This is a genomic window from Pontibacillus salipaludis (assembly GCF_014642405.1).
GTDB classification, from domain to species: Bacteria; Bacillota; Bacilli; order Bacillales; family BH030062; genus Pontibacillus; species Pontibacillus salipaludis.
On record NZ_BMIN01000027.1, the window covers coordinates 1 to 20,949 of the forward strand.

The 20,949-nt window shown below is 43.1% G+C and carries 16 protein-coding genes; 12 read left to right on the top strand and 4 right to left on the bottom strand.

All coding sequences use genetic code 11. The features are described from left to right. The coding region (locus IEW76_RS21100; protein WP_188656125.1) for an IS3 family transposase at positions 1–87 on the top strand (87 nt) is incomplete at its 5' end. A 485-nt stretch (positions 88–572) separates the two neighbouring features. Beyond that, the gene (locus tag IEW76_RS19740) at positions 573–872 is read left to right on the top strand and encodes a hypothetical protein (RefSeq protein ID WP_188656091.1); all 300 of its coding nucleotides are present in this window, start codon (positions 573–575) and stop codon (positions 870–872) included. 169 nt (positions 873–1,041) lie between these two features. On the opposite strand, the gene IEW76_RS19745 is transcribed toward IEW76_RS19740, so the two are convergent. Continuing rightward, the gene (locus IEW76_RS19745; RefSeq protein WP_188656092.1) at positions 1,042–1,224 is read right to left on the bottom strand and encodes a hypothetical protein; all 183 of its coding nucleotides are present in this window, start codon (positions 1,222–1,224) and stop codon (positions 1,042–1,044) included. Between the two features lie 190 nt (positions 1,225–1,414). On the opposite strand from IEW76_RS19745, the gene IEW76_RS19750 reads away from it, so the two are divergent. The 5 genes from IEW76_RS19750 to IEW76_RS19770 all read left to right on the top strand — a co-directional run bounded on the left by IEW76_RS19750 (position 1,415) and on the right by IEW76_RS19770 (position 8,922). After that, the gene (locus IEW76_RS19750; RefSeq protein ID WP_036779942.1) at positions 1,415–1,894 is read left to right on the top strand and encodes a competence protein ComK; all 480 of its coding nucleotides are present in this window, start codon (positions 1,415–1,417) and stop codon (positions 1,892–1,894) included. Between the two features lie 823 nt (positions 1,895–2,717). Continuing rightward, positions 2,718–3,596, top strand: a complete 879-nt coding sequence (locus IEW76_RS19755) for a TetR/AcrR family transcriptional regulator (protein ID WP_188656093.1) — start codon at positions 2,718–2,720, stop codon at positions 3,594–3,596. A 27-nt stretch (positions 3,597–3,623) separates the two neighbouring features. Further along, complete coding sequence (locus IEW76_RS19760; protein WP_188656094.1) at positions 3,624–4,805, top strand: efflux RND transporter periplasmic adaptor subunit; 1,182 nt, start codon at positions 3,624–3,626, stop codon at positions 4,803–4,805. Continuing rightward, positions 4,805–7,900 carry an efflux RND transporter permease subunit gene (locus tag IEW76_RS19765; protein ID WP_188656095.1) on the top strand — a complete coding sequence of 1,032 codons (3,096 nt, stop codon included), beginning with the start codon at positions 4,805–4,807 and terminating at the stop codon, positions 7,898–7,900. Before IEW76_RS19760 ends, IEW76_RS19765 begins: the two co-directional genes overlap by 1 nt. A 284-nt stretch (positions 7,901–8,184) precedes the next feature. Next, positions 8,185–8,922 carry an adenine nucleotide alpha hydrolase family protein gene (locus IEW76_RS19770; RefSeq protein WP_188656096.1) on the top strand — a complete coding sequence of 246 codons (738 nt, stop codon included), beginning with the start codon at positions 8,185–8,187 and terminating at the stop codon, positions 8,920–8,922. Positions 8,923–9,133: 211 nt separating this feature from the next. Here IEW76_RS19770 and IEW76_RS19775 read toward each other — a convergent pair whose 3' ends face one another. Genes IEW76_RS19775 through IEW76_RS19785 form a run of 3 tightly spaced genes read right to left on the bottom strand, consistent with a single transcriptional unit; the run spans position 9,134 to position 12,587 of the window. Then, positions 9,134–10,192 carry a glycosyltransferase family 4 protein gene (locus IEW76_RS19775; protein WP_188656097.1) on the bottom strand — a complete coding sequence of 353 codons (1,059 nt, stop codon included), beginning with the start codon at positions 10,190–10,192 and terminating at the stop codon, positions 9,134–9,136. A gap of 12 nt (positions 10,193–10,204) precedes the next feature. After that, positions 10,205–11,122: an NAD-dependent epimerase/dehydratase family protein gene (locus IEW76_RS19780; RefSeq protein WP_188656098.1), complete on the bottom strand. Its 918-nt coding sequence runs from the start codon at positions 11,120–11,122 to the stop codon at positions 10,205–10,207. A gap of 16 nt (positions 11,123–11,138) precedes the next feature. After that, entirely contained in the window at positions 11,139–12,587 is a 1,449-nt protein-coding gene (locus IEW76_RS19785) for an O-antigen ligase family protein (protein WP_188656099.1), read from the bottom strand. A gap of 200 nt (positions 12,588–12,787) precedes the next feature. On the opposite strand from IEW76_RS19785, the gene murJ reads away from it, so the two are divergent. The 5 genes from murJ (at position 12,788) to IEW76_RS19810 (ending at position 20,861) form a co-directional block, all read left to right on the top strand. Then, positions 12,788–14,335, top strand: coding sequence for a murein biosynthesis integral membrane protein MurJ (murJ, locus tag IEW76_RS19790; protein WP_188656100.1), 1,548 nt, complete (start codon positions 12,788–12,790; stop codon positions 14,333–14,335). 13 nt (positions 14,336–14,348) lie between these two features. Next, the gene (locus IEW76_RS19795) at positions 14,349–15,677 is read left to right on the top strand and encodes a phenylacetate--CoA ligase family protein (RefSeq protein ID WP_188656101.1); all 1,329 of its coding nucleotides are present in this window, start codon (positions 14,349–14,351) and stop codon (positions 15,675–15,677) included. A 63-nt stretch (positions 15,678–15,740) separates the two neighbouring features. Next, a complete protein-coding gene (locus IEW76_RS19800) occupies positions 15,741–17,024 on the top strand; it encodes a nucleotide sugar dehydrogenase (RefSeq protein WP_188656102.1) in 1,284 nt (427 codons plus the stop codon). Next, positions 17,011–17,748, top strand: coding sequence for a WecB/TagA/CpsF family glycosyltransferase (locus IEW76_RS19805; RefSeq protein ID WP_188656103.1), 738 nt, complete (start codon positions 17,011–17,013; stop codon positions 17,746–17,748). Before IEW76_RS19800 ends, IEW76_RS19805 begins: the two co-directional genes overlap by 14 nt. A 623-nt stretch (positions 17,749–18,371) precedes the next feature. Continuing rightward, positions 18,372–20,861: an N-acetylmuramoyl-L-alanine amidase gene (locus IEW76_RS19810; RefSeq protein ID WP_188656104.1), complete on the top strand. Its 2,490-nt coding sequence runs from the start codon at positions 18,372–18,374 to the stop codon at positions 20,859–20,861. Positions 20,862–20,949 lie beyond the last annotated feature (88 nt).

The following is a 20,949-nucleotide window of genomic DNA, read 5'->3' on the forward strand; positions in this document are numbered from 1 at the left end:
TATTATTACAATCATAAGCGAATTAAAATGAAGCTTGGCGGAAAGAGCCCTGTTACCTATAGAGAACAAGGCCAGACTGCAGCTTAAATACATATGACCAAAATTGTGGGTTCAGTGCACTACGTTCAGTCCGGGGTCTCGTCGACCTCTTTCTCCCGCAGGAGTCTCCCCGTTCCCCAGCCACCCCTTGCAGTAGTTTGAGAACGGCCCCGCAGCTTAAGTGTAGGTGCGCCCCCGCATACGGTATGTTTCCGTTTTTTCATATATGGCAAAGGTGGTTCGGGAAATTGCGAGACTCCTGCGGCAGTAGGAGCCTAGGGGAGACCCCACAGAGAGCGTAGCGAACGAGGAGGCTTCCCAGCCCGCCGCGGAAAGCGAGTGATTTCCCGAACCACCTTACTCTCAACCCTAGCAAACGGAAACATTCTCTCAGCTACTCTAAAAATAAAACCCAAAAAGTGTAAAAACCTATGCATACTTTTCCAAAATACGCTCATTCTAACAAATAGTACAACGGCCCTTCTGGCAGAGCTTCTGACCAGGAGCGTCCACTATACTTAGGAGGAATGAACATGAAAAAGAGTTGGTTATTTAAACTAGGTGCTTCGGCGCTGGCACTTTCACTGATGGCGGCTTGTGGTGATACAGAGGAAGAGACGCCTGAAGAGGAACAGCAGCAACAAGAAGAGCAACAGCAAGATGAAGAGCAAATGGAAGAAGAGAAGAACAAAGACGAAATGGAAAATGATGAAGATATGAATGAGGAAGAGAACCAAAAAGAAGAAGAAAACATGGAAAAAGAAGATGAAAACATGCAGCAAGGCGATAAAGAAGGCGAAACAAACAACACAGATGAAGATATGAACGAATAATAGAAGAAACCACTACCCTAAAGGTAGTGGTTTTTCCAGCTCCGGCGCCCAGCAACTAGTAGACTTCCCTCACCTCCGGTCGATCAGTCAACATCGGCTCGCTTACGCTCGTCGTGTTTCCTTGATCTCACTGCGGTTCAGTCCAGTCTATACGTTGCTAAACGGGCGCCTAAGCTTTTGTGTCAATAACAGCGCCGAGGGTTGGGTGTTCGGGCTCGCGTAGCGATTCCTCCACCATCTTCACTTCCTCAGAACCTTTTGTCTCCATACGAGTTAACGCACGATCCATCAATGAAAGATTGGACTGGCGCTTCACTCCGTATGTACCAATGGCAGGATGCATCTCCCCCATGTCAGCAATCCCTCCCAATAAATGGTGTTTAAATTATATCAGATAAAGGACTGAAACGATCGGAAAATGAATCTAAAATACTAGGTAATTAAAATTTTTTGTAAATTTAACAAAAAATTCTAAAAAATGAACCTTTATTCCGGTATAATATAATCACATAAATGTAAAAATATTCTATAAGGAGGAAGTAATGGGGGAAGAAATAAGAGAGGATTATATAATTAATGCGAATACAATGGGTGTCTTCTCTAATCTCCATCCAACGCGCCTATCTAAAATCCTTGAACCAAATCGTGTGATCTATTGTACAAAAACGCCTAAACAGATTATATCCGAGTCCTGTTTAACAGGCGGATCCACGTTTGTTGGAAGACAGTTAGCGATGGAGAAGATACTACAGACAAAAAGTAAGCTTCCAATACCAGTAAACCCGAGTGAAGGGACATTTATGTTTCCAACAATGTCCCCCAGAAATATGTACTGTGGCTGGATCTCGTTCTACCACGTTAAGCAATATGAAGAGAATAAAGGAGAAGGTGGGAGTAAAGTGGTCTTCACGGATGAGTCGATCATGGATATCGCCACATCAGGCTACTCCATCAAGCGCCAAATGCAACTCACCGGCCTCGCCATCGCCACCTTCTCCCGTCCCTTATACTTAAAATCCTAGAAAAGCCTGCCCCTAGCAGGCTTTTCTTTTTGGGCTCGAAACTGAGACACCTTAGTATGAATGGTGCCGTTACGTTTATGGAGTGTAGGGGTGTCTGGGGAACGACTCGCTTTCCACGGGCGAGCTGTCGAGCCTCCTCGATCGCTAGCGCTCTCTGTGGGGTCTCGTCGACCTCTTTCTCCCGTAGGAGTCTCCCCGTTCCCCAGCCACCCCTTGCAGTAGTTTGAGAACGGCCCCGCAGCTTAAGTATAGGTAGGCCTCCTCCGCATACGGCATGTTTCCGTTTTTTCATATATGGAAAAGGTGGTTCGGGAAATCGTGGTCTTACCTAGGCTCCTCACCCCGCGGGAGTCTCGCAGTCCCCAAGCCTACCCTGGCGTTAATTGGGTGGACGGACCGCATTATAAGTGCCTTTAAGCCCAATCATCCAGATATGGCACGTTTCCGTTAATCCCAAATTGGCAAAGGTGGTCCTGGAAATTGCGAGACTCCTGCGGGAGAAAGAGGTAGACGAGATCCCGCAGAGAGCGAAGCGAACGAGGAAGCTCGTCAGCTCGCCCGCGGAAAGCGAGTGATTTCCAGGACCACCTTACACTCTTCAAAGCTAACGGAAACGTATCTCAATCTAGAGCAAAAACGAATTCTCTCAAAGATTACCGCACATACTAAAAAAGACCAGCACAATACGCCCTCGAACGGTGGAAGGTATTGTAAAACCATCTCGAATATAGTATAGTATCCATGGCGTGACTGACCAGTCATGCCGAACCTCTATCTTACCCCGACGCAGGATGGTATGCTAGAGGGAGAGAGGATGAAGCACATGAATGAAAAGAAACAACGCATCATTGAAACCGGAATGAAGCTATTCGCAACAAAAGGCTTCCATTCGACATCCATACAAGAAATCGCAGACCAAAGTGGGGTCTCAAAAGGAGCTTTTTACTTACATTTCTCCTCAAAAGAAGACCTTACCTTACAAATTCACCACTATTACTATAACGATCTCGTAGAGCGGATTGCCGAGATGCGAAAGCTAGATCTCCCGCCTAAGGAATCGCTAGCCCGCCAGATTCAAGTGTACATTGAAGCGTTTCAAGATAATAAAGAATTCATCATTATGCACATGCGAGACAACGTCGATATTAAATCAGAAGCCAATAGCTTTATGATGGAAATGCGCAAGCAAACATTCCGGTGGAGCAACGAGAACCTTCTGAATATATATGGCGATGCTCTTTTGCCTAAGATCGTAGACGCATCCATTCTGTTAGAAGGCATGATGCAGAGTTATTTCAAATGGCTCGTCATCGATAGCCTGCCACTCGATTCCGAGCGTTTGTCTCATTTCATCGTTCGACGTGTAGATGACGCAATACATGGCATGATGGAAGAAGAGGATGCTCCGCAAATCTCAAGAGATCAAGTGGAATCGATTTCGATGGGATTAAGTACCCCTTCAGAAGAACGAACAATTCAAGACCAGCTTAAAGACATGAAAGATAAAGTAGCGAATCTATCACTACATAAGACACGCATCGAAGAACTGACACACGCACTTGAAATTATAGAGGCAGAAGCGAATAAAGATAAGCCTGAAAGAGTCGTAATCCAGGGCATGCTTGCCCACTTTAAAAACCTGCCGGAAATGGAGCAGGACTGCCAGGAGATCGCGGATCACCTGAACATTTCCTTATTGTAAGAGACAACAGAGGGGAGTACGAGAAGAATGAACAAGAAAGTATTAGCCGGGGCGTTTGCTGTACTTACACTCGTAATGGGAGCATGCTCAGACGATTCATCAGAAGACACAGGGTCAGAGGTAGAACAAGTCACGCCAGTTGAGGTGGCACAAGTAAGTAAGGGAGACCTCGTCGTTGAACGAGAAGTATTTGGACGAGCGATACCGAGTAAGAACGCTCCAATTTTGCCAAAGTCGACGGGTGAACTTGTCGAAGTGAACGTCTCAAAAGGGGACACCGTACAAAGAGGAGACGTCATTGGCCGCGTGAGCGCATCGAACGTAAACGATCAAATTCGCATTCAGGAAATCTCGGTCCAGTCGGCTCAGAAGCAGCTCGAAGCAGCACGCAGCCAGCGTAACGCAGCCGAAGAAGCTCTTGGAAATGCACGAGAACAACTTGAAGATGCGAAAGAACAACAAGAAGGACTTTCAGGACTAGCAAAAGAAAGTGCCAAACAAGCCGTTCGCCAAGCTGAAACTGGGGTGACTCAGGCCGAATCTCAACTAGAAAGTGCGGAAGTCGGCGTCGAACAAGCACAATTACAGGTTCAACAAGCCCAGGCGCAACTAGAACAAACAAGAGGACAACTGAGTAACGCAGCGATTGTAGCCACCGTCTCAGGCGAAGTCACTTCCGTAAACGGCGAAGTAGGGGACATGGTGTCAGGCCAACAGCCATTTGCCACAATCGTTTCCATTAGTCCAATTAACTTGCAAGTATCCGTTACAGCTAAAGAACTCTCTCTTTTTGAAAAAGACCAAGAGATTCCGGCTTATGTGAGTTCACTAGAGGAAGAAGTGACCTCTAAAGTATCCTATATTTCCTCTATCACAAACGACAGCGGTTTATATCCAGTTGAGGCAACCGTTACGAATGCAGATGGCAAGATCAAACCTGGTATGATGGCGAAGCTGCAACTGCCAGAAATGACGGTGTCTGATCATATCCTCGTACCGACCTCTGCTGTCGTAGAAGAAAATACAGAAACCTATGTGTATGTCATTGAAGAAGAGCGCGCGATGAAGGTAGCTGTTGAAGTCGTACGTTCACAGTCTGATTTAACGGCGGTCAAAGGCGACGTAGCGGAAGGAGATCAAGTCGTTACAAAAGGGCAGCTGACTCTGTCTGATGACAACAAGATCCGCATCATGAAGGAGGTAGACTAGTGAAACTCGTCGAAACCTCCGTCAAACGGCCTGTTGGCGTATTTATGATCGTTGTGGCGATCGTTGCTTTAGGGTTTGTCTCCCTTAGAAACTTGACGATCGACCTTTATCCAGAAATCGATCTTCCAATCGCAGTCGTTTCGACCAGCTACCCAGACGCCGCTCCTCAGGAAGTGGAGAAGCTCATCAGCCGACCTGTCGAATCGTCCGTCAGTTCAATAGAAGGAATTAATACCGTTCAGTCTCAGTCACAACCAGGCTCATCGCTTGTTATCCTGATGTTTGAGAACGGAACGAACTTAGATAATGCCCTTCTCGACGTCCGGGAGAAAATCGATCAAATCAAAAGCATTCTCCCAGAAGATGCAGGCGACCCGAGCATTCTGCGCTTTGACCCGCAACAGATTCCGGTCATGTGGGTTGGCCTATCTGGTAAAGATGCCTCAAGCCTTCAAGGCATTGCAGAAGACAACATTGTCCCGTATTTTGAACGGCAAGGCGGCGTTGGTTCTGTCAGCATTGAAGGAGGGCGCACACGTGAGGTGCAGGTGCAAATCGATCGTGCCCAGATGGCTCAGTACGGCTTAAACAGCCAGACGCTCGTTCAGGCCATTAACGCCGCCAACCAATCGACCTCAGCCGGCGTACTTGAAAAGGGTGATCAGGACCTCCAAGTACGAATCCAAGGCGAGTTCGAGTCGATTGAAGATGTGAGAGAAACCATTATCACATCACCAACAGGCGCTCAACTCGAACTGCAAGACGTGACGACCGTTGAAGATACCTTCAAAGACGTCACAACCATTTCTCGTGTAAACGGACAGCCCTCTGTCGTACTTTCTGTCTTAAAGAAATCGGACGGGAATACCGTTGAAGTGGCCAACAATGTAGCATCAGCGATGGATGACGTTGAGGAGGATTTACCGAGCGATGTAAGCATGGACATCGTCTTTGACACGTCCACCTTCATTAAACAGTCGATCCGATCTGTTGTACAAAACATTATACTCGGTGGCATATTCTCCGTGCTCATCTTGCTTTTATTCCTGAAAAGTGTGCGCGCAACGATTGTTATCGGGATATCGATTCCAATCGCAATCATATCCACGTTCACGCTTATGTACTTTACAGGCAACACCTTGAACGTCTTAACGATGGGAGGGCTCGCCCTCGGTATCGGAATGATGGTCGACAGTTCGATCGTTATTTTAGAAAATATCGTCGCCTACAGGCAGCAAGGCTACTCGTTAAAAGAAGCAGCGAAAGAAGGGGCATCAGAACTAGCCCCAGCCGTTATTGCATCAACGACCACAACACTCGTCGTATTCTTGCCGATCGTATTCGTTGAAGGAATCGCGTCAGAACTATTTACGCCGCTCGCCTTAACCGTGTCGTTCTCTCTGATTGCCTCACTCATCGTTTCGATTACACTCATTCCAATGCTGTCATCGAAACTATTAACAAAAGCAATGAAAGACAACGGCCGACGCTACTGGTTCGACCGGTTCTTGGATAAGGTCAACAATGGCTATCGCTCCATGCTAAGAGGGGTGTTGAGACATCGCTTAATCACCGTCATTGTCACGATTTTAGCCATTGTCGGGAGCGGTTTCCTTGTACCACAACTCGGAACAGAGTTCATCCCTCCTTCTGATCAAGGTCAGATCGAGGTAACCGTTGAAGCACCATCTGGCACATCGCTACAAGGAACCGAATCGATTACAAAACAAATTGATGAGAAATTAGAGCCATATGAGGAGATCATTTCATCGAATTACTTAAGCATCGGTGGAGGAGGGTTTGAAGGATTTTCATCTACTTCAAACGAAGCCTCTTATACCATTCAGCTCATCCCGCCAGAAGATAGGGAGAGAACAACGTCTACTGTGATGCAGCAAATTGATGAAGACCTCTCCGATATAGTCGGAGCTGAGATTACCGTTAGTGAAATGTCTGCAGGACTTGGTGGCGGCTCACCTGTTCAGATTCAGCTGAACGGTGAAGAATATGAAGTCCTACGAGAGCTTGCTGATCAAATCGTCTGGACGATCGATCAGGTGGATGGAGTTCACAATCCTGAATCCTCTGCATCAGAAGGACGCCCTGAAATCCAGGTCAATGTGGACCGGGATAAAGCAGCTCAATACGGCCTTTCCTATCAGCAAGTTATGAGCCAGGTGCAGCTTGGCTTTAGCGGTCAAACAGCCACCAGGTTCCGTGAAGCGGGTGACGAAGTAGATGTCCGCATTATACTTCCTGACGAAGAACGTCGTACCATTAGTGACTTAGAATCCATGAAGATTCAAACCGGTACCGGTGAAATGATTCCTTTAGCAACAGTGGCTGAGCTTGAACAAGTTCAAGGCCCAGCAACATTGCTAAGAGAAAATCAACAAAAGCAAGTCAACGTCTCAAGTGAAATTGTGAATCGTGACCTTGGAAGCATCACAGAAGATATCCGATCCGAGCTCGATCGCATTAACTTCCCTGAAGGCTATTCTTATTCCATTGGCGGTCAGGCAGAAGATATGGCCGACTCATTCGGAGACCTTGCTTTAGCTTTAATCTTCTCAATTTTCCTAGTATACGCCGTCATGGCCGTGCAATTTGAGAACTTCTTGTACCCATTTGTCATTATGTTCTCCATGCCAGCGACCATTATCGGAGTACTAGGCGGGCTGTACATTACCGATAAACCAATTAGTGTACCATCCATCATCGGGGTCATCATGCTCGCCGGGATCGTCGTAAACAACGCGATTGTGCTCGTGGATTACATTAACATCGTCAGACGAAAAGGCGTCGACCGCTACGAAGCGATTTTAGAAGCGGGACCAAGTCGACTACGTCCGATCTTAATGACCACGCTCACAACCGTACTCGGAATGATTCCTTTAGCACTAGGACTAGGACAAGGAGCAGAAGCCCAGCAACCGATGGCGATTACGATCATATTCGGACTCACCGTCTCAAGCTTCTTCACACTCCTACTCATTCCAGTTGTCTACACGTACTTCGACGACCTCTCACAACGCATTGTTCGTCTGTTTAGTAGAGGCAAGAAGAAACAGAAACCTAGAGAAGTACAAGATTAAACTAACGAAGGCCTGTCACATTTAGTGACAGGCCTTCGTAATGTATAGGAATTGAAATAGTTCTGATGGGGTAAAGGATAATCAGGGAAGCATAATTTTTTCGGCGTGGTTTGGGCAAAAACGACCCCCCTCGGAACTTATATTGTTCTTATATATCTTTATTGATATACTTAATTTGATTTTCAGACTGTACGATTCATTTTATAAATGATTTCGCTACGCATAGTAACGAAGAATAATTGAAATTTAAATACACAACAAGCTGAACGATGGAGGGTTTATGTATGGTAAACAATGTACTTTGGACAGGCGGTTGGGATTCAACATTCCGTGTCTTAAATTTGGTTTTAGATAAAAAGAAAACGATTCAACCTTATTATGTGAATGACCCAGTTCGTCCTTCAACAGAGATGGAAAAGAAAACGATGGATAAGATCAGAAAGCTCATGATCGAATTTGACCCATCTGCAAAAGAGCGCATTTTAGAAACGATCTACATAAAGAAAGAAGAGATTCCTGAAAACGAATCTATCACAACGGAATACAAGAAGCTTGCCAATTCCTCATGGAGACTAGGGGACCAATATGATTGGCTACCAAGGTACGTTGCAGCCAGCTCCATCACGAACCTTGAACTATCTGTACACAATGGGGACAAGGCTCAGAAAATGATCGATCAAGATGTTGAGAAGGTGGAAGATGGAGACGACTCCTACTACCGCCTTGTAGACAACCCATCCCAACCAGAATTCTGCATCTTTAGCTACTTCCGTTTCCCAATCATAGACATTACTAAGCTAGGGATGGAGGAAGTGGCGAAGAAGGGTGGCTACGATCATATCATGGAAGAAACATGGTTCTGCCATACCCCAAGAAAAGATGGAAAATCCTGTGGCCTATGCAACCCATGCAAAGCCGCAGCCGACGAAGGACTAGCCCGCCGCGTAACAACCCCAACCAAGGTTGATAAAGCGAAGTACTTCCTCTTTAAAGTAAAAAGAAGAATAAAGAAATCACTCTAATAAAAAAAGGCTCCCCAACCTCATCAAGAGGCAGGTGAGCCTTTTATAGTATGAATCCAAAGGGCTTGGGAGTATGTATCCGTTCGCCAAGGTTGAACGTAAGGTGGGCCGGAAACCACCTTGCACTCAAACCCTGGCTAACGGATACATTCTCTCAATTTCACTCCTGCATACAAAAAACCCATACAATTAGCCATTGCATGGGGAGAGATTAGCTCGTGAGCTCATCATAGAGCGTCTCTAGATTACGATTCAACTGATTAAAATCATATCGACCAACATGATCGAAATTGTACTTGCCCATCTCGCTAATCTCATCATAGCTCAACGATTGAATACGTTCCACGAAAGCAGAAACATCCCCAGCCTCGTGCAGATACCCTTCACGGCCGTCGTGTACCATATCAGGCACGCTCCCTACAGGTGTAGACAACACAGCCATACCAGATGCCATGCCCTCAATAATAGAAAGAGGCATTGCTTCGAAGTAAGAAGGGAGGATGAATAGATTCGCTCTTTTGAACTGGGCTAGTTTCTCCTCACCGGATAATTCCCCGAGCATCTCGACATTTAAGTCATGAGCTTTCACTTCATCATTTAGCTCTTCATATAAAGGACCGTTTCCGATAATCAGGAAGCGAATATTGTCAAAGTCCTTAAGTTGTTTCGCCATTTCAATAATGTCCCGGACACCTTTTCCTTTGTGCAGGCTACCGATAAAGAGAATGGTCTTATGATTAGAAGTGGTAGATACACAATCTTTATACTGCCCTGTAAAGATGGAGTTTGGAACAACTTTTAGTTTGTCTGGATTTAAATCGAACTTGTCCATATAGATGTCTTTCCATGACTCTGACAGGACGACGACCTGATCGGCAGCGTTCAGGGTTGAGAGAATGGACTTTTGCTTAGACGGGCTGCTGTCTTTGTAAAAGTCAATAAACATGCCGCTGTGAATATGCAAGATACACTGACGTTTGAAGAACTTCACTATGCGCAAGAAAATCTGACTCTTAGAGAATGATCCATAACCAGCCGTGTGGATATGGACAATCTGAGCATTTGATAGGAGGAGCTTTACGATAAAATGGAAAATCGAGATAACGTTGAATAAAGCCTTAACAAATTTATTCGTAGAATTCGTGGTCGTATCAAAGAACGTAAGCTCGTATCGATCGCTCTCAAATTCCTCTAAATTCTTCATGTAAATAGCCATGCCCCCAATAGGTGGGGGCAAAGGTCCTGCTTGTAGAATTTTTGTTTTACTCATTTCCTATGGCTCCTAATCGTTGCTAATTAGCTTCTGAATTCCATTATCAAGTGTGTAGGCTGGTTCCCACTTAAGAACAGACTTAGCTTCTGTATTATTGAGTACACTGTGCTCGATATCGCCTGGACGAGGTTCTGTATGGTTAACACCTCTGATCTCATTCTGGCTATATTTCTTGAAAAGCTCGACAAGGTCATTGACTGTCGTGCTTCCGTTAGAAGATACGTTAAGCGTCATATTATCTCCATGAGTAAGAGCCTGATAATTCGCCTGTGCCACATCTTTCACGAAGACAAAGTCTCGTGATTGTGTGCCGTCCCCGTGGATCTCAATTTGCTTGCCGTGCTTAATTAAATCGTTAAAGATTGCTACAACGCCACCTTCGCCGTGAGCGTCTTGTCTTGGTCCGTATACGTTTGAGTAACGTAGAACGGTATAGTTAATGTTGAACATGTCCGCATAAAGTTCTAAATACTTCTCAACCGTGTACTTAGATAAGCCGTACGGGGATAGTGGGTTTGTCTTGTGCTTCTCATCAATTGGTAGGTATGATGGGTTTCCATATACGGCTGCTGAAGAAGCAAAGACGATCTTGTTTACGCTCTTCGTTCTTGCAGCTTCTAACAGATTAAGTGTTCCTACAATATTCGTTTGTCCATCATGCAGCGGGTCTTCAATGGAAGCCGTAACGTTGATCTGGGCTGCCAGGTGAATAACAGATTGGGGCTTAAAGTCTTGAATGACACTCTCTACCGTAGTGTAGTCATTGATATCCCCTTCATAGAAGGCTACCTTATTTAAATCAAGGTTCTCCTTCTTTCCTGATGAGAGGTTATCGAGTACCCCGATATCTATATTCTTATTTTCAACAAGCATTTCAACAACGTGGGAGCCAATAAATCCTGCTCCGCCAGTCACTAGTACTTTCATTCCTTGTTTCCTCCTTCTAGATCGTTCTAGAATCTTGGTTTGACCAACTTACAATAAATAATGTTAAGACGATGGATAAATATATACTAACAGCAGGTGCGAACATCACGTGTCCTGCTAAGAAGGCGATTCCGAATCCGAGTGCCATTGATGATAGTAACAACAAGTTCTCAGGCGTGAAGACTAGAGCAGGTGTTTTCACTAAGCGCTTTAAGACTAGGAAGATCGTAATCAATAATGGTAAGAGGATAATGATAAATCCGATAATACCAAATGAGAAGAACAGGTCGAAGAAGTCCATCTCAATAAGCTTTGCCTTCTCTTCATAGTTACCCGCATAACCCATACCGAATAACTTCTGATAGAGATCTGCTTTAAGGTAATCGTTATACATGTCTGTGAAGTAGATGTTTCTGCTGCTTAGTATAATGTTCAAGATTTCTGAGTCGATCGTTACTCGATTGCTCTTTTTCTTTTCTTTATCCTCTCCACTCAGAGGATCTTCTGATTCATCCGGATCTAATTCCTCATTATTATCTTCGATAGGAGATTCTTCTTCTTGGGTGTCATTCGCTGGAGTAGAAGCCTCCTCTTTTAGTTGAATATAATCATTCGCTACGTTTGCAAATGAAGGTGACAGAGGAGTAATCAATAGGAAGAAGATAAAGAATGAAACAGCTGCAATAAATCTTGTCTTGAATGTAGGGTCCTTGGATTTCTTAATGGATTTAATAATCCAGATGATGAGATAGTTTGCTGCAATGATGAAGGACACAAGGAATACAGCGAAATGTCCCACTTTGGTTCCAATTAGTATGGAAATAATGGATAAAAGGATAACTGGAATAAAGTTGTAGATCTTCTTTAAAGTAGGCGTGTTCCTTAAAGCGTAGATATAGACAAGCGGGAAGCAAATTGCAACAATCGCGCTAATTTCATTACCAGCGTGGAACCAGCCTTTAAAGCCAAATTTCACGTAATCATAGGTTCTCTCAGCCGTACCGGTGATGATCGCTATGAACATCGAGAAACTTACAATCAACATGGCAATCGTGACAGCCTTCAAGATCTTAAGCTTCGTGGCCTGCACTTTGCTCATGGAGTCGAAGATCAGTAAGTAGGCACAGAAGTTGATTGAGAAGTAGACGGTTTTAGCAATGAGCTGAAGTTCTGAGAAAGGACTAAAGATAGGTTTTGCAAAGAAGTTGTAAACGAGTCCCATACCAATTACAATAAACAAACCTATTAGATAAGGTACGACATATTTCTTTAAAGTACTCTTATTTCCAAAGAAGATAAAGAGGACTGCGAATAACATGAATAATACCCGGCTAACGAGCCCGATCGTAATGCTTGAATCGAAATTCCTTATGTAAAAGAATGTTAATATGTCGAGTATTGGTTGGACGATGATGAAGGCAATTAAAATATTTGTAAATAAATTTTCTCTAAATCTGTTCCACATGATATCCTCCCGATGTATGATTATATATAAATTGACATATTGAAGTATAAACCATAAACATGTAACATGTCCATCGTTGTTAGAGTACACGTAGATGGGGTTTTTGTGTGCTTTAAAGTCAATCTATACGTTATTATTGGTAGATTTCACGAAGATCTGAATGGAAAATAGTACTAATTCTGTCGATTGGAGATACATATATGAACCAAGCTAATTTCTTGAAATCTGTCGGAATTGTCACACTCGTCACCATCATAGGGAAACTCCTGGGTTTTGGTCGAGAGACATTTATGGCAGCTTACTTTGGAACGTCATTTGAAGCGGATGCCTACTACGTTGCCTCGGTGATCCCGAATATCCTATTCGCGGCCATCGGTATGGCGATTACAACAGGGATGATCCCGCTCTACTTAGAATCAAAGAAGAATGACGAGCAACTTGCGAAAGAACAAGTGGGATCGATTACAGCCTTATTCACGATCTTCACCGTTGTCATTACAGCGATCTGCTTAATCTTTACGCGTGAGCTCATCAGTTTAATTGCTCCAGGGTTCACAGACGACGCTCGTTATATTGACTTAAGTGTCAAATTAACGCGAATTATGTTACCTGTAACGATATTCCTAGTGTTAACGAGTGTCGCGAAGGGTATCTTGAATGCGAACAAGAAGTTTTTAAGTCCAGCAGCTGTACCAGTAGCGAATAACCTGGTTATCATCATTTCGATTATCCTGTTAACGAAAGAATACGGCATTTACGGGGTGACGATCGGTACATTAATAGGTGGGATCGCACAGTTCGTCGTACAGTTACCAAGTTTGAAGAATCATCCTATTAAATTTAACTTCCAATTTAAAAAGCATAAAGAATACATCGTGAATACGTTCGCTATGTTCTTCCCGGTCATCGTTGCTGGGATTACGTTTCAATTTATGGAGATCTTTAACCGAATGATCGCCTCTGGTCTAGAAGAGGGGAGTATCTCAGCTCTTAACTATTCCATGAAGTTAATGTATTTACCTCTTAGTATCTTACTCATGTCATTAATTACTGTCTTTTATCCGAACTTAGTAGAAGCGGCGCAAGAGAATACAGCTCGTTTCCTTAATTTATTTTGGAAAGGGTTTATCAGTATCGCTGTCGTGACGATCCCCGTGATGGTCGTAATGGTCGTTGGAGCTTATCCACTTATCGAATTAATCTTCGAACGAGGAATCTTTAATTCAGATGATACAGCAATGACCAGTCACTCATTCTTTTATTATTCGATAGGGCTGATCTTCATTGCGTTAAGAGAATACCTGGTTAGGAACTTCTTAGTACTGAAAAAATCGAAGGTCGTCATGTACACAAGTATTATTGCGGTCATACTGAATGTCATTATTAGTTATACATTATCTCAGTATATGGGGCACGCAGGTGTTGCACTTGGTACATCCATTTCCTTTGCTTTACAGTTAATCATTCTAACGACGGTTCTGTATAAGCACTTCGGACCGGAAGAACTTGATCATAAAAAATATGGATTGGACATAATAAAATTAATTTCGTTATTCGGAATCCTATTTGTAGTAGGAGAGATCTTGTTTAACACCTTATTAGTTCAGTGGAGTACAAGTTTAGGTCAGTTAATTGTGTTAACATCGGTCGTCTTTGCCCTATTCTTTGGACTAGCTTATCTGCTCAGAATTAGCGAACTAACTGCTTTAATCAACCAGCTTAAAGCTAAGGTGATCAAACAAAAGTAAGGGGAGAATACACGTGAACGTAATCAATAAATCGAAACTGAAAGTGATGGAGAAGATCAGGAAGACCGACGCGCTCAAAGTCTATGAGGAGTATCAATCTTCTCAGTGGTGGGATCAAGAACAATTGATATCTCTTCAAGAGAAGAAGTTGCGCTCGTTGATCGAACACAGCTATCAAAACGTACCTTATTTCAGAGAATACATGACGAACAATGGTCTAATGCCAGAAGACATTACAAGCATTCAAGACTTAGAGAGGCTTCCCGTTATAGACAAAACCATCATTAAAGGTCACAAAAATGAATTCCTTGCGAATGATATGGATAAGTATGATCCAGATGAAAAGAGAACGGGCGGTTCAACAGGCGAACCACTGAAATACTACGTCTCTAAAGAATCGCACTCTCTAATGTGGGGAAACATTTGGAGAGGATGGAGTGTGAGTGGATACACTCCAGGAGATAAAGTAGCGGTATTAGCCGGCGGGTCCCTGTTATCAGGATTTGACTATAAGAGGCAGCTATATTACTACTTAAATAATTGGCTTCCTTTCTCCTCTTATGACATGTCGAAAGAGAAAATGTCAGAGTACGTCGATAAATTGAAGAAGGGGAACATTGAGTACTTGTACGCCTATTCCTCTTCAGCTTTCGAACTAGCTAACTTTATCATGGAACACCAGCTCACAGTGAACCTAAAAGGGGTCATTACCACCTCAGAAGTTCTCTTCCCTCATTACCGTGCAGCTATTGAAAAAGCATTTGGCTGTAAGGTATATGACCAATATGGTGCGAATGATGGAGGCGTCACAGCATTTGAATGTGAATATCACAATGGTCTTCACGTTGGTATGGAACGCTGCATTGTAGAAGTGGTTGATGAAGAGGGCCATGTCGTTCCGGACGGGGTAGAAGGTCGAATTCTCTTAACAGACCTATCTAATTATGCGATGCCATTTATAAGGTATGAAGTTGGTGATTATGGTGCATTAACGTATGAACCTTGTCCGTGTGGCAGAGGACTCATTAGACTGACCCATATTAAAGGAAGAAAGCAAGAGTTTATTTATACAGAAGAACGTGAAAAGGTTCATGGAGGATTCTTCTCAACGACTTTCCGTCAACATGATGAGATTGATCAATTCCAAGTCGTCCAAACCGTACCGGGGAAAGTGAGCATTCGGTTGAAAATCAACGATGGTGCGTTCTCTTCTAAGCTTGAAGACTTGGAGAAGCATATCCTCGAGAAGGGGCAACTGAACGAAGTGGAATTTGAGCTAACGGATACGTTTACGAAGACTAAAGGCGGTAAGCATAAATTCATCATTAATGAAGTGGATTAAAAGAATTCCCCAAATGTAAATGTTAAAATATAGATGAAAATGTAAAAAAGGAGTCTAACGGACATGACAAAGTCAATATGTGTAGTTGGTTTAGGGTATATCGGATTACCTACATCCGTAATGTTTGCCATTAACGGCCATAAAGTACGAGGCGTTGATGTGAACCATAGAGCTGTAGAAATGGTCAATAACAAGCAACTTCATTTGGAGGAAAATGGTTTAGAAGAGAGATTGAAAGAAGCGGTAGAGAACGGGAATCTACATGCTTCAACAGAGCCTGCGGAAGCGGATGTATTCATTATTGCTGTTCCATCTCCAATTAAGGCAGATAAAACAGCGAACTTAGAATACGTGAGGAAAGCCACAGCATCAATCGTTCCATTCGTGAAAGAAGGGGACCTTGTCATTCTTGAATCTACAGTTCCTCCTAGAACAGTTGAGGACGTAATGGTACCTGAACTAGAGAAATCAAATCTTGTGATCGGCGCACAACTATTCATTTCCCACTCACCTGAACGCGTTATTCCAGGTAAAGTCTTCCAGGAATTAGTGTCAAATGACCGCATTGTAGGGGGAATCAATGAGAAGTCTTCCTTAATGACGAAAGAATTATACGAAGTGTTCGTAAAAGGAACGATCCACCTAACAGACGCGACGACAGCTGAGATGGTCAAGGTCATCGAAAACACATACCGTGATGTGAACATTGCGTTTGCAAACGAATTAGCGATGATTAGTGAGAAGATCGGCGTAAACGCCTGGGAAGCGATCAAGCTAGCCAATTATCACCCTCGCGTTAATATCCATACGCCAGGACCCGGTGTCGGAGGACACTGTATTGCCGTAGACCCTTGGTTCTTAGCGGAAATTGAGCCTGATTTATCTAAGATTATTCAGCTATCAAGAAACACAAACGACTCCATGCCGATGTATACAGCTGATAAGATCTATGATTTCTTGAAAGAGCAAGGTCTAAATGACGGGAAAGTTGCTTTACTTGGCTTATCCTTCAAAGCGAACATTGACGACCAGCGTGAGAGTCCATCTCTTGCCGTCATTAACCACTTAATGGAGAGAGAAATTAACTTCAACGTGTTTGATCCGCATATTAAGGAAACGGTTGTAGTGAACCAAACGCATAGTCTAGAAGAAGCGGTCGATGGAGCGGACATCTTAGTTGTCTTAACAGACCATGACAAATTTAAAGCAATCGATCCAGCTCAATTAGATTCTCTCATGAGAACGAAAATGGTCTTTGATACAAAAAACGCACTACCTCTGCAAGACTGGGCGAAAGCAGGCTTCGTAGTGAAACGATTGGGCGATTCGAAAATTGAGAGAGACTAGAGAAGTAACGAAAGAAACGTATTTAGGCGTTGATGTCAGTCGGTATAGTTACAATGAGCTGATCGAGCAAACGCAGGAAGATATTAAAGAGAATAAGAAGTCCTTTATTGTAGCGATCAACCCTGAGAAGATCTTAAAGGCACAAGAAGACCCGGCCCTGCTACAATTACTAAACAAGGCTACTTATCAAATTCCAGATGGAGTGGGTGTCCTCTTAGCATCGAAGTTAAATGGCGGTGCGATTAAAGAGAGAATTACAGGAATTGATATGTTCCTAGCTCTCTGTGAGCAAGCTTCTAAAAGTGAACAATCCGTCTTTCTATACGGGGCGAAACCTGGTGTAGCCGAGAAAGCAAAGGAAACTCTGCTTGCGAAGTATCCTAATCTCAACGTAGCCGGTGTGTTAGACGGGTATGAGAAGGATGAGGAGAAGGTTATTCGTACAATTAACGAAGCGAAGCCTGATATCCTATTTGTAGCGCTCGGAAGTCCCGGCCAAGAGAATTGGATTGTAGACAATATGGACCGCTTAGACGTAAGGATCTTCCAAGGCGTGGGAGGTTCGTTCGACGTCCTGTCCGGGAACATTAAGCGTGCTCCTGAGATCTTGCAAAAGCTCGGGATGGAGTGGCTCTATCGTTTGTTGAAAGAGCCAAGGAGAATTAAGAGACAGATGAGATTACCGTTATTCCTTGTGAAAGTACTTAAAGATAAACGGAAATAAGGGTGATGAACTTTTGCAATAAGATCTTTTCCGTAGTTCTTATTGCCTATTAGAGGTCAATTGATAGATTTCGACATAATACAAGTTTTTTAGTCATAAATCCAGGCATTCGTTGCACTCTGCAGCGAATGCCTTTTTTTTGTGCGTGGAACCGACACGCAACTATACTCATGCTCTTAAAGTCACATTTACAAAATTAACATGAGTGTCATTGCTAGGTATAATAGACTTATAGTATAATTTATACGTATATGACAACATTTTACTTAGTTGTAGAATTAACGGATATTCCGCCGTAGACATATTGACTAGTGTAATTTTACTTAAGAGGGTCGTTAGCGTATAAGGGGGTATATGCTTACAGTCATCATAGTTTATGGGAATTTTTCGTTAACAATGAAGATGAATAATGGTTCTGCTGAGTTGAATCTATAACACTACCTAAGAAGAATCTTATGAGCAAAATTTATACATAATACGACATTTGTTCAAGCAGTCCTAACCATTACGACCACGCCTTTCTACTGCTAAAGTAAAGAGTAAGAGAAAACTAGAAAGTGGTTTCTTTGATTAATAGTCTTACATATTTGATTTGGGGGAACCGTTTAATCAGGAGGGAAAATGTGAATTACAAAAAAGTAGTTGTGTCGTTAGCGTTAAGTGTTTCGCTTTTAACAACACCTCTGTCATCTGTATCTGCCCTTGATGGGACTGTGCAGATTGATAGCGGTACATTGAACGTGCGCTCAAGTCCCACAACGGATGAGCAAAACGTAATTGGTTCATTAAGTGATGATGAAGTAGTTCAAGTTCTTGAGAGAAAAGACGGATGGGCTAAAATCCAAACAGGTGATCTGATCGGGTGGTCAAGTTTGTCGTTTGTAGAAGTAAATGACACGGTTACATTTAACGAGAAGTTTGATATTTACGATGCTCCAAACGGTAAGTATGTAGCATCTGCCGCGCCTAACACACTTAAGATTCTTGAAGAACAAGATGGTTGGTATAAGGTTAATACGTGGCTTGGGCAAAGATGGGTACAAGCCCCAGCACCTGACCCAGTAGTTATTAAGAAAGTACAGTACGACGAGAAATTTGCAATATATGACGCGCCAAAGGGAGATCAAGTAGCAACGGCCGCGCCAACAACAGTGAAAGTCTACGAAGAAAAGAACGGTTGGTATAAGATTGATACGTGGCTTGGAATGAAGTGGATCCAAGCCCCAGCGCCTGATCCTGTTGTCATTAAAGAAGTTCAATACAAAAAGAAATTCGGCATTTACAATGCTCCGAATGGAACCCAAGTATCAACAGCAGCCCCAACGACAGTGAAAGTCTACGAAGAACAAAACGGTTGGTATAAGATTGATACGTGGCTAGGGATGAAGTGGATCCAAGCCCCAGCGCCTGATCCTGTTGTCATTAAAGAAGTTCAATATCAAGAGAAGTTTGGCATTTACGATGCCCCAAATGGAACTCAAGTATCAACAGCGGCTCCAACGACAGTGAAAGTGTATGAAGAGCAAAGCGGATGGTACAAGATTGACACCTGGCTCGGGATGAAGTGGATCCAAGCTCCAGTACCAGGTCCTGTTGTGATAAAGAAAGTGCAATATGAAGAGAAATTTGGCATTTACAATGCTCCGAATGGAACTCAAGTATCAACAGCAGCCCCAACGACAGTGAAAGTCTACGAAGAACAAAACGGTTGGTATAAGATTGATACGTGGCTAGGAATGAAGTGGATCCAAGCACCTAAGGAAGCTATAGGAACAGTAACATATGATTACATATTTCCTATCTATAGTAAACAAAGTACAAGTTCCCAAGTGGGGGCAGCATATCCTGCAACGCTAGATGTTTATGATGTAGTAGGAGAATGGTATAAAGTTAAGACCTATAAAGGTGATACATGGGTTCTGGCACCTAAAGATATTCTGAAGAAATTGACTTATAAAGATTCGATCTCCCTTTACGCAACCCGAGATTTAACCCAATCTTCAGTAGGGACGCTTAGCGCTGGAGAGGTTAGCGTAATAGAAGAGACAGAGAGCTGGTATAAGATACAAACCAGAAATGGGCGGTACTGGATAACAAAACCTAAAGAAGACTTGCCGAAGGTTCAGTACACCGTTGATTTTGATCTTTATTCTTTGCATGACAAAACAAAGGAGATTACAACTGCAAAACCAACATCCGTTCCTGTTTATATGAAAGATGGTAATTGGTATCTAGTTGGAACTTGGAAAGGACCTTTATGGACGAAAGCACCTGAATTCACATTTGATGAAGGGATTACAACAGCTGATGTATTAAATGTTCGGTCTGCTCCTAAATATGGTGATTATGTCATTGATCAAATAACGGTTGGTACTGAAGTTAAAATTTATCGTTATGAAGGTGAATGGGCTTACATCAAATATGGAACTAAAGATGGTTGGGCACATACAGATTATATTACGGACATCGCCCAAAAATTGAATGGACGTAAAATTGTTCTCGATCCAGGTCATGGTGGATTTGATTCTGGAGCTGTTGCAATAGATCGTTCCCTTTTTGAAGAGCATGTAAACCTGGATTATGCAAGAACGTTAAAAGCGAAACTTGAAGCTCAAGGAGCAACCGTTTATATGACTCGTAATAGCGATGAACGGTGTTCCTCTGTTAATAGCGGTGCGCTTGATTTAGAGTGCCGCGCGACCTATGCGGAAACGGTTGATGGAGATATATTCATTTCCATTCATGCCAATAGCATGGGAACGACAAGCTGGAGTAATACAAGCGGTACGGAACTTTTCTACAATACAAGCCCGTGTAACCCTATGGAAACATGGTGCCTGGATGGGAGAGGGAATCCTTACCCAGGGAAAAGTGAGCAATTAGCAAAGAGTATCTGGGAAAACGTGAAGTATGTATTCGGTCCAAGTCCGCGTGGATTAGATGGTTCAACACATTATTACGTGAATCGACGCAATAGCGTTCCGTCTGTTTTAATTGAGATTGGATTTTTATCCAACTATTCAGATGTGCAGAATATGAAGAATAATGCTAAGAAAGAACAGTTTACAGATGGGATTACGACAGCTGTAATGAGTTACTTCTCAAGTAACTAACATAATGGATTTCAAAAAGGGAGTTAAGACATATACATGTTTTAGCTCCCTATTTGTATTATATGAGGAATCTAGAGCAGTCTCAGAG

Bases quoted from the DNA above. Each gene is read 5' to 3' on its own strand.
- IEW76_RS19760 (WP_188656094.1), top strand. From the start codon at position 3,624: ATGAACAAGAAAGTATTAGCCGGGGCGTTTGCTGTACTTACACTCGTA.
- IEW76_RS19750 (WP_036779942.1), top strand. From the start codon at position 1,415: ATGGGGGAAGAAATAAGAGAGGATTATATAATTAATGCGAATACAATG.
- IEW76_RS19745 (WP_188656092.1), bottom strand. From the start codon at position 1,224: ATGGGGGAGATGCATCCTGCCATTGGTACATACGGAGTGAAGCGCCAG.
- IEW76_RS19800 (WP_188656102.1), top strand. From the start codon at position 15,741: ATGACAAAGTCAATATGTGTAGTTGGTTTAGGGTATATCGGATTACCT.
- IEW76_RS19775 (WP_188656097.1), bottom strand. From the start codon at position 10,192: ATGAGTAAAACAAAAATTCTACAAGCAGGACCTTTGCCCCCACCTATT.
- IEW76_RS19780 (WP_188656098.1), bottom strand. From the start codon at position 11,122: ATGAAAGTACTAGTGACTGGCGGAGCAGGATTTATTGGCTCCCACGTT.
- murJ (WP_188656100.1), top strand. From the start codon at position 12,788: ATGAACCAAGCTAATTTCTTGAAATCTGTCGGAATTGTCACACTCGTC.
- IEW76_RS19770 (WP_188656096.1), top strand. From the start codon at position 8,185: ATGGTAAACAATGTACTTTGGACAGGCGGTTGGGATTCAACATTCCGT.
- IEW76_RS19740 (WP_188656091.1), top strand. From the start codon at position 573: ATGAAAAAGAGTTGGTTATTTAAACTAGGTGCTTCGGCGCTGGCACTT.
- IEW76_RS19755 (WP_188656093.1), top strand. From the start codon at position 2,718: ATGAATGAAAAGAAACAACGCATCATTGAAACCGGAATGAAGCTATTC.
- IEW76_RS19785 (WP_188656099.1), bottom strand. From the start codon at position 12,587: ATGTGGAACAGATTTAGAGAAAATTTATTTACAAATATTTTAATTGCC.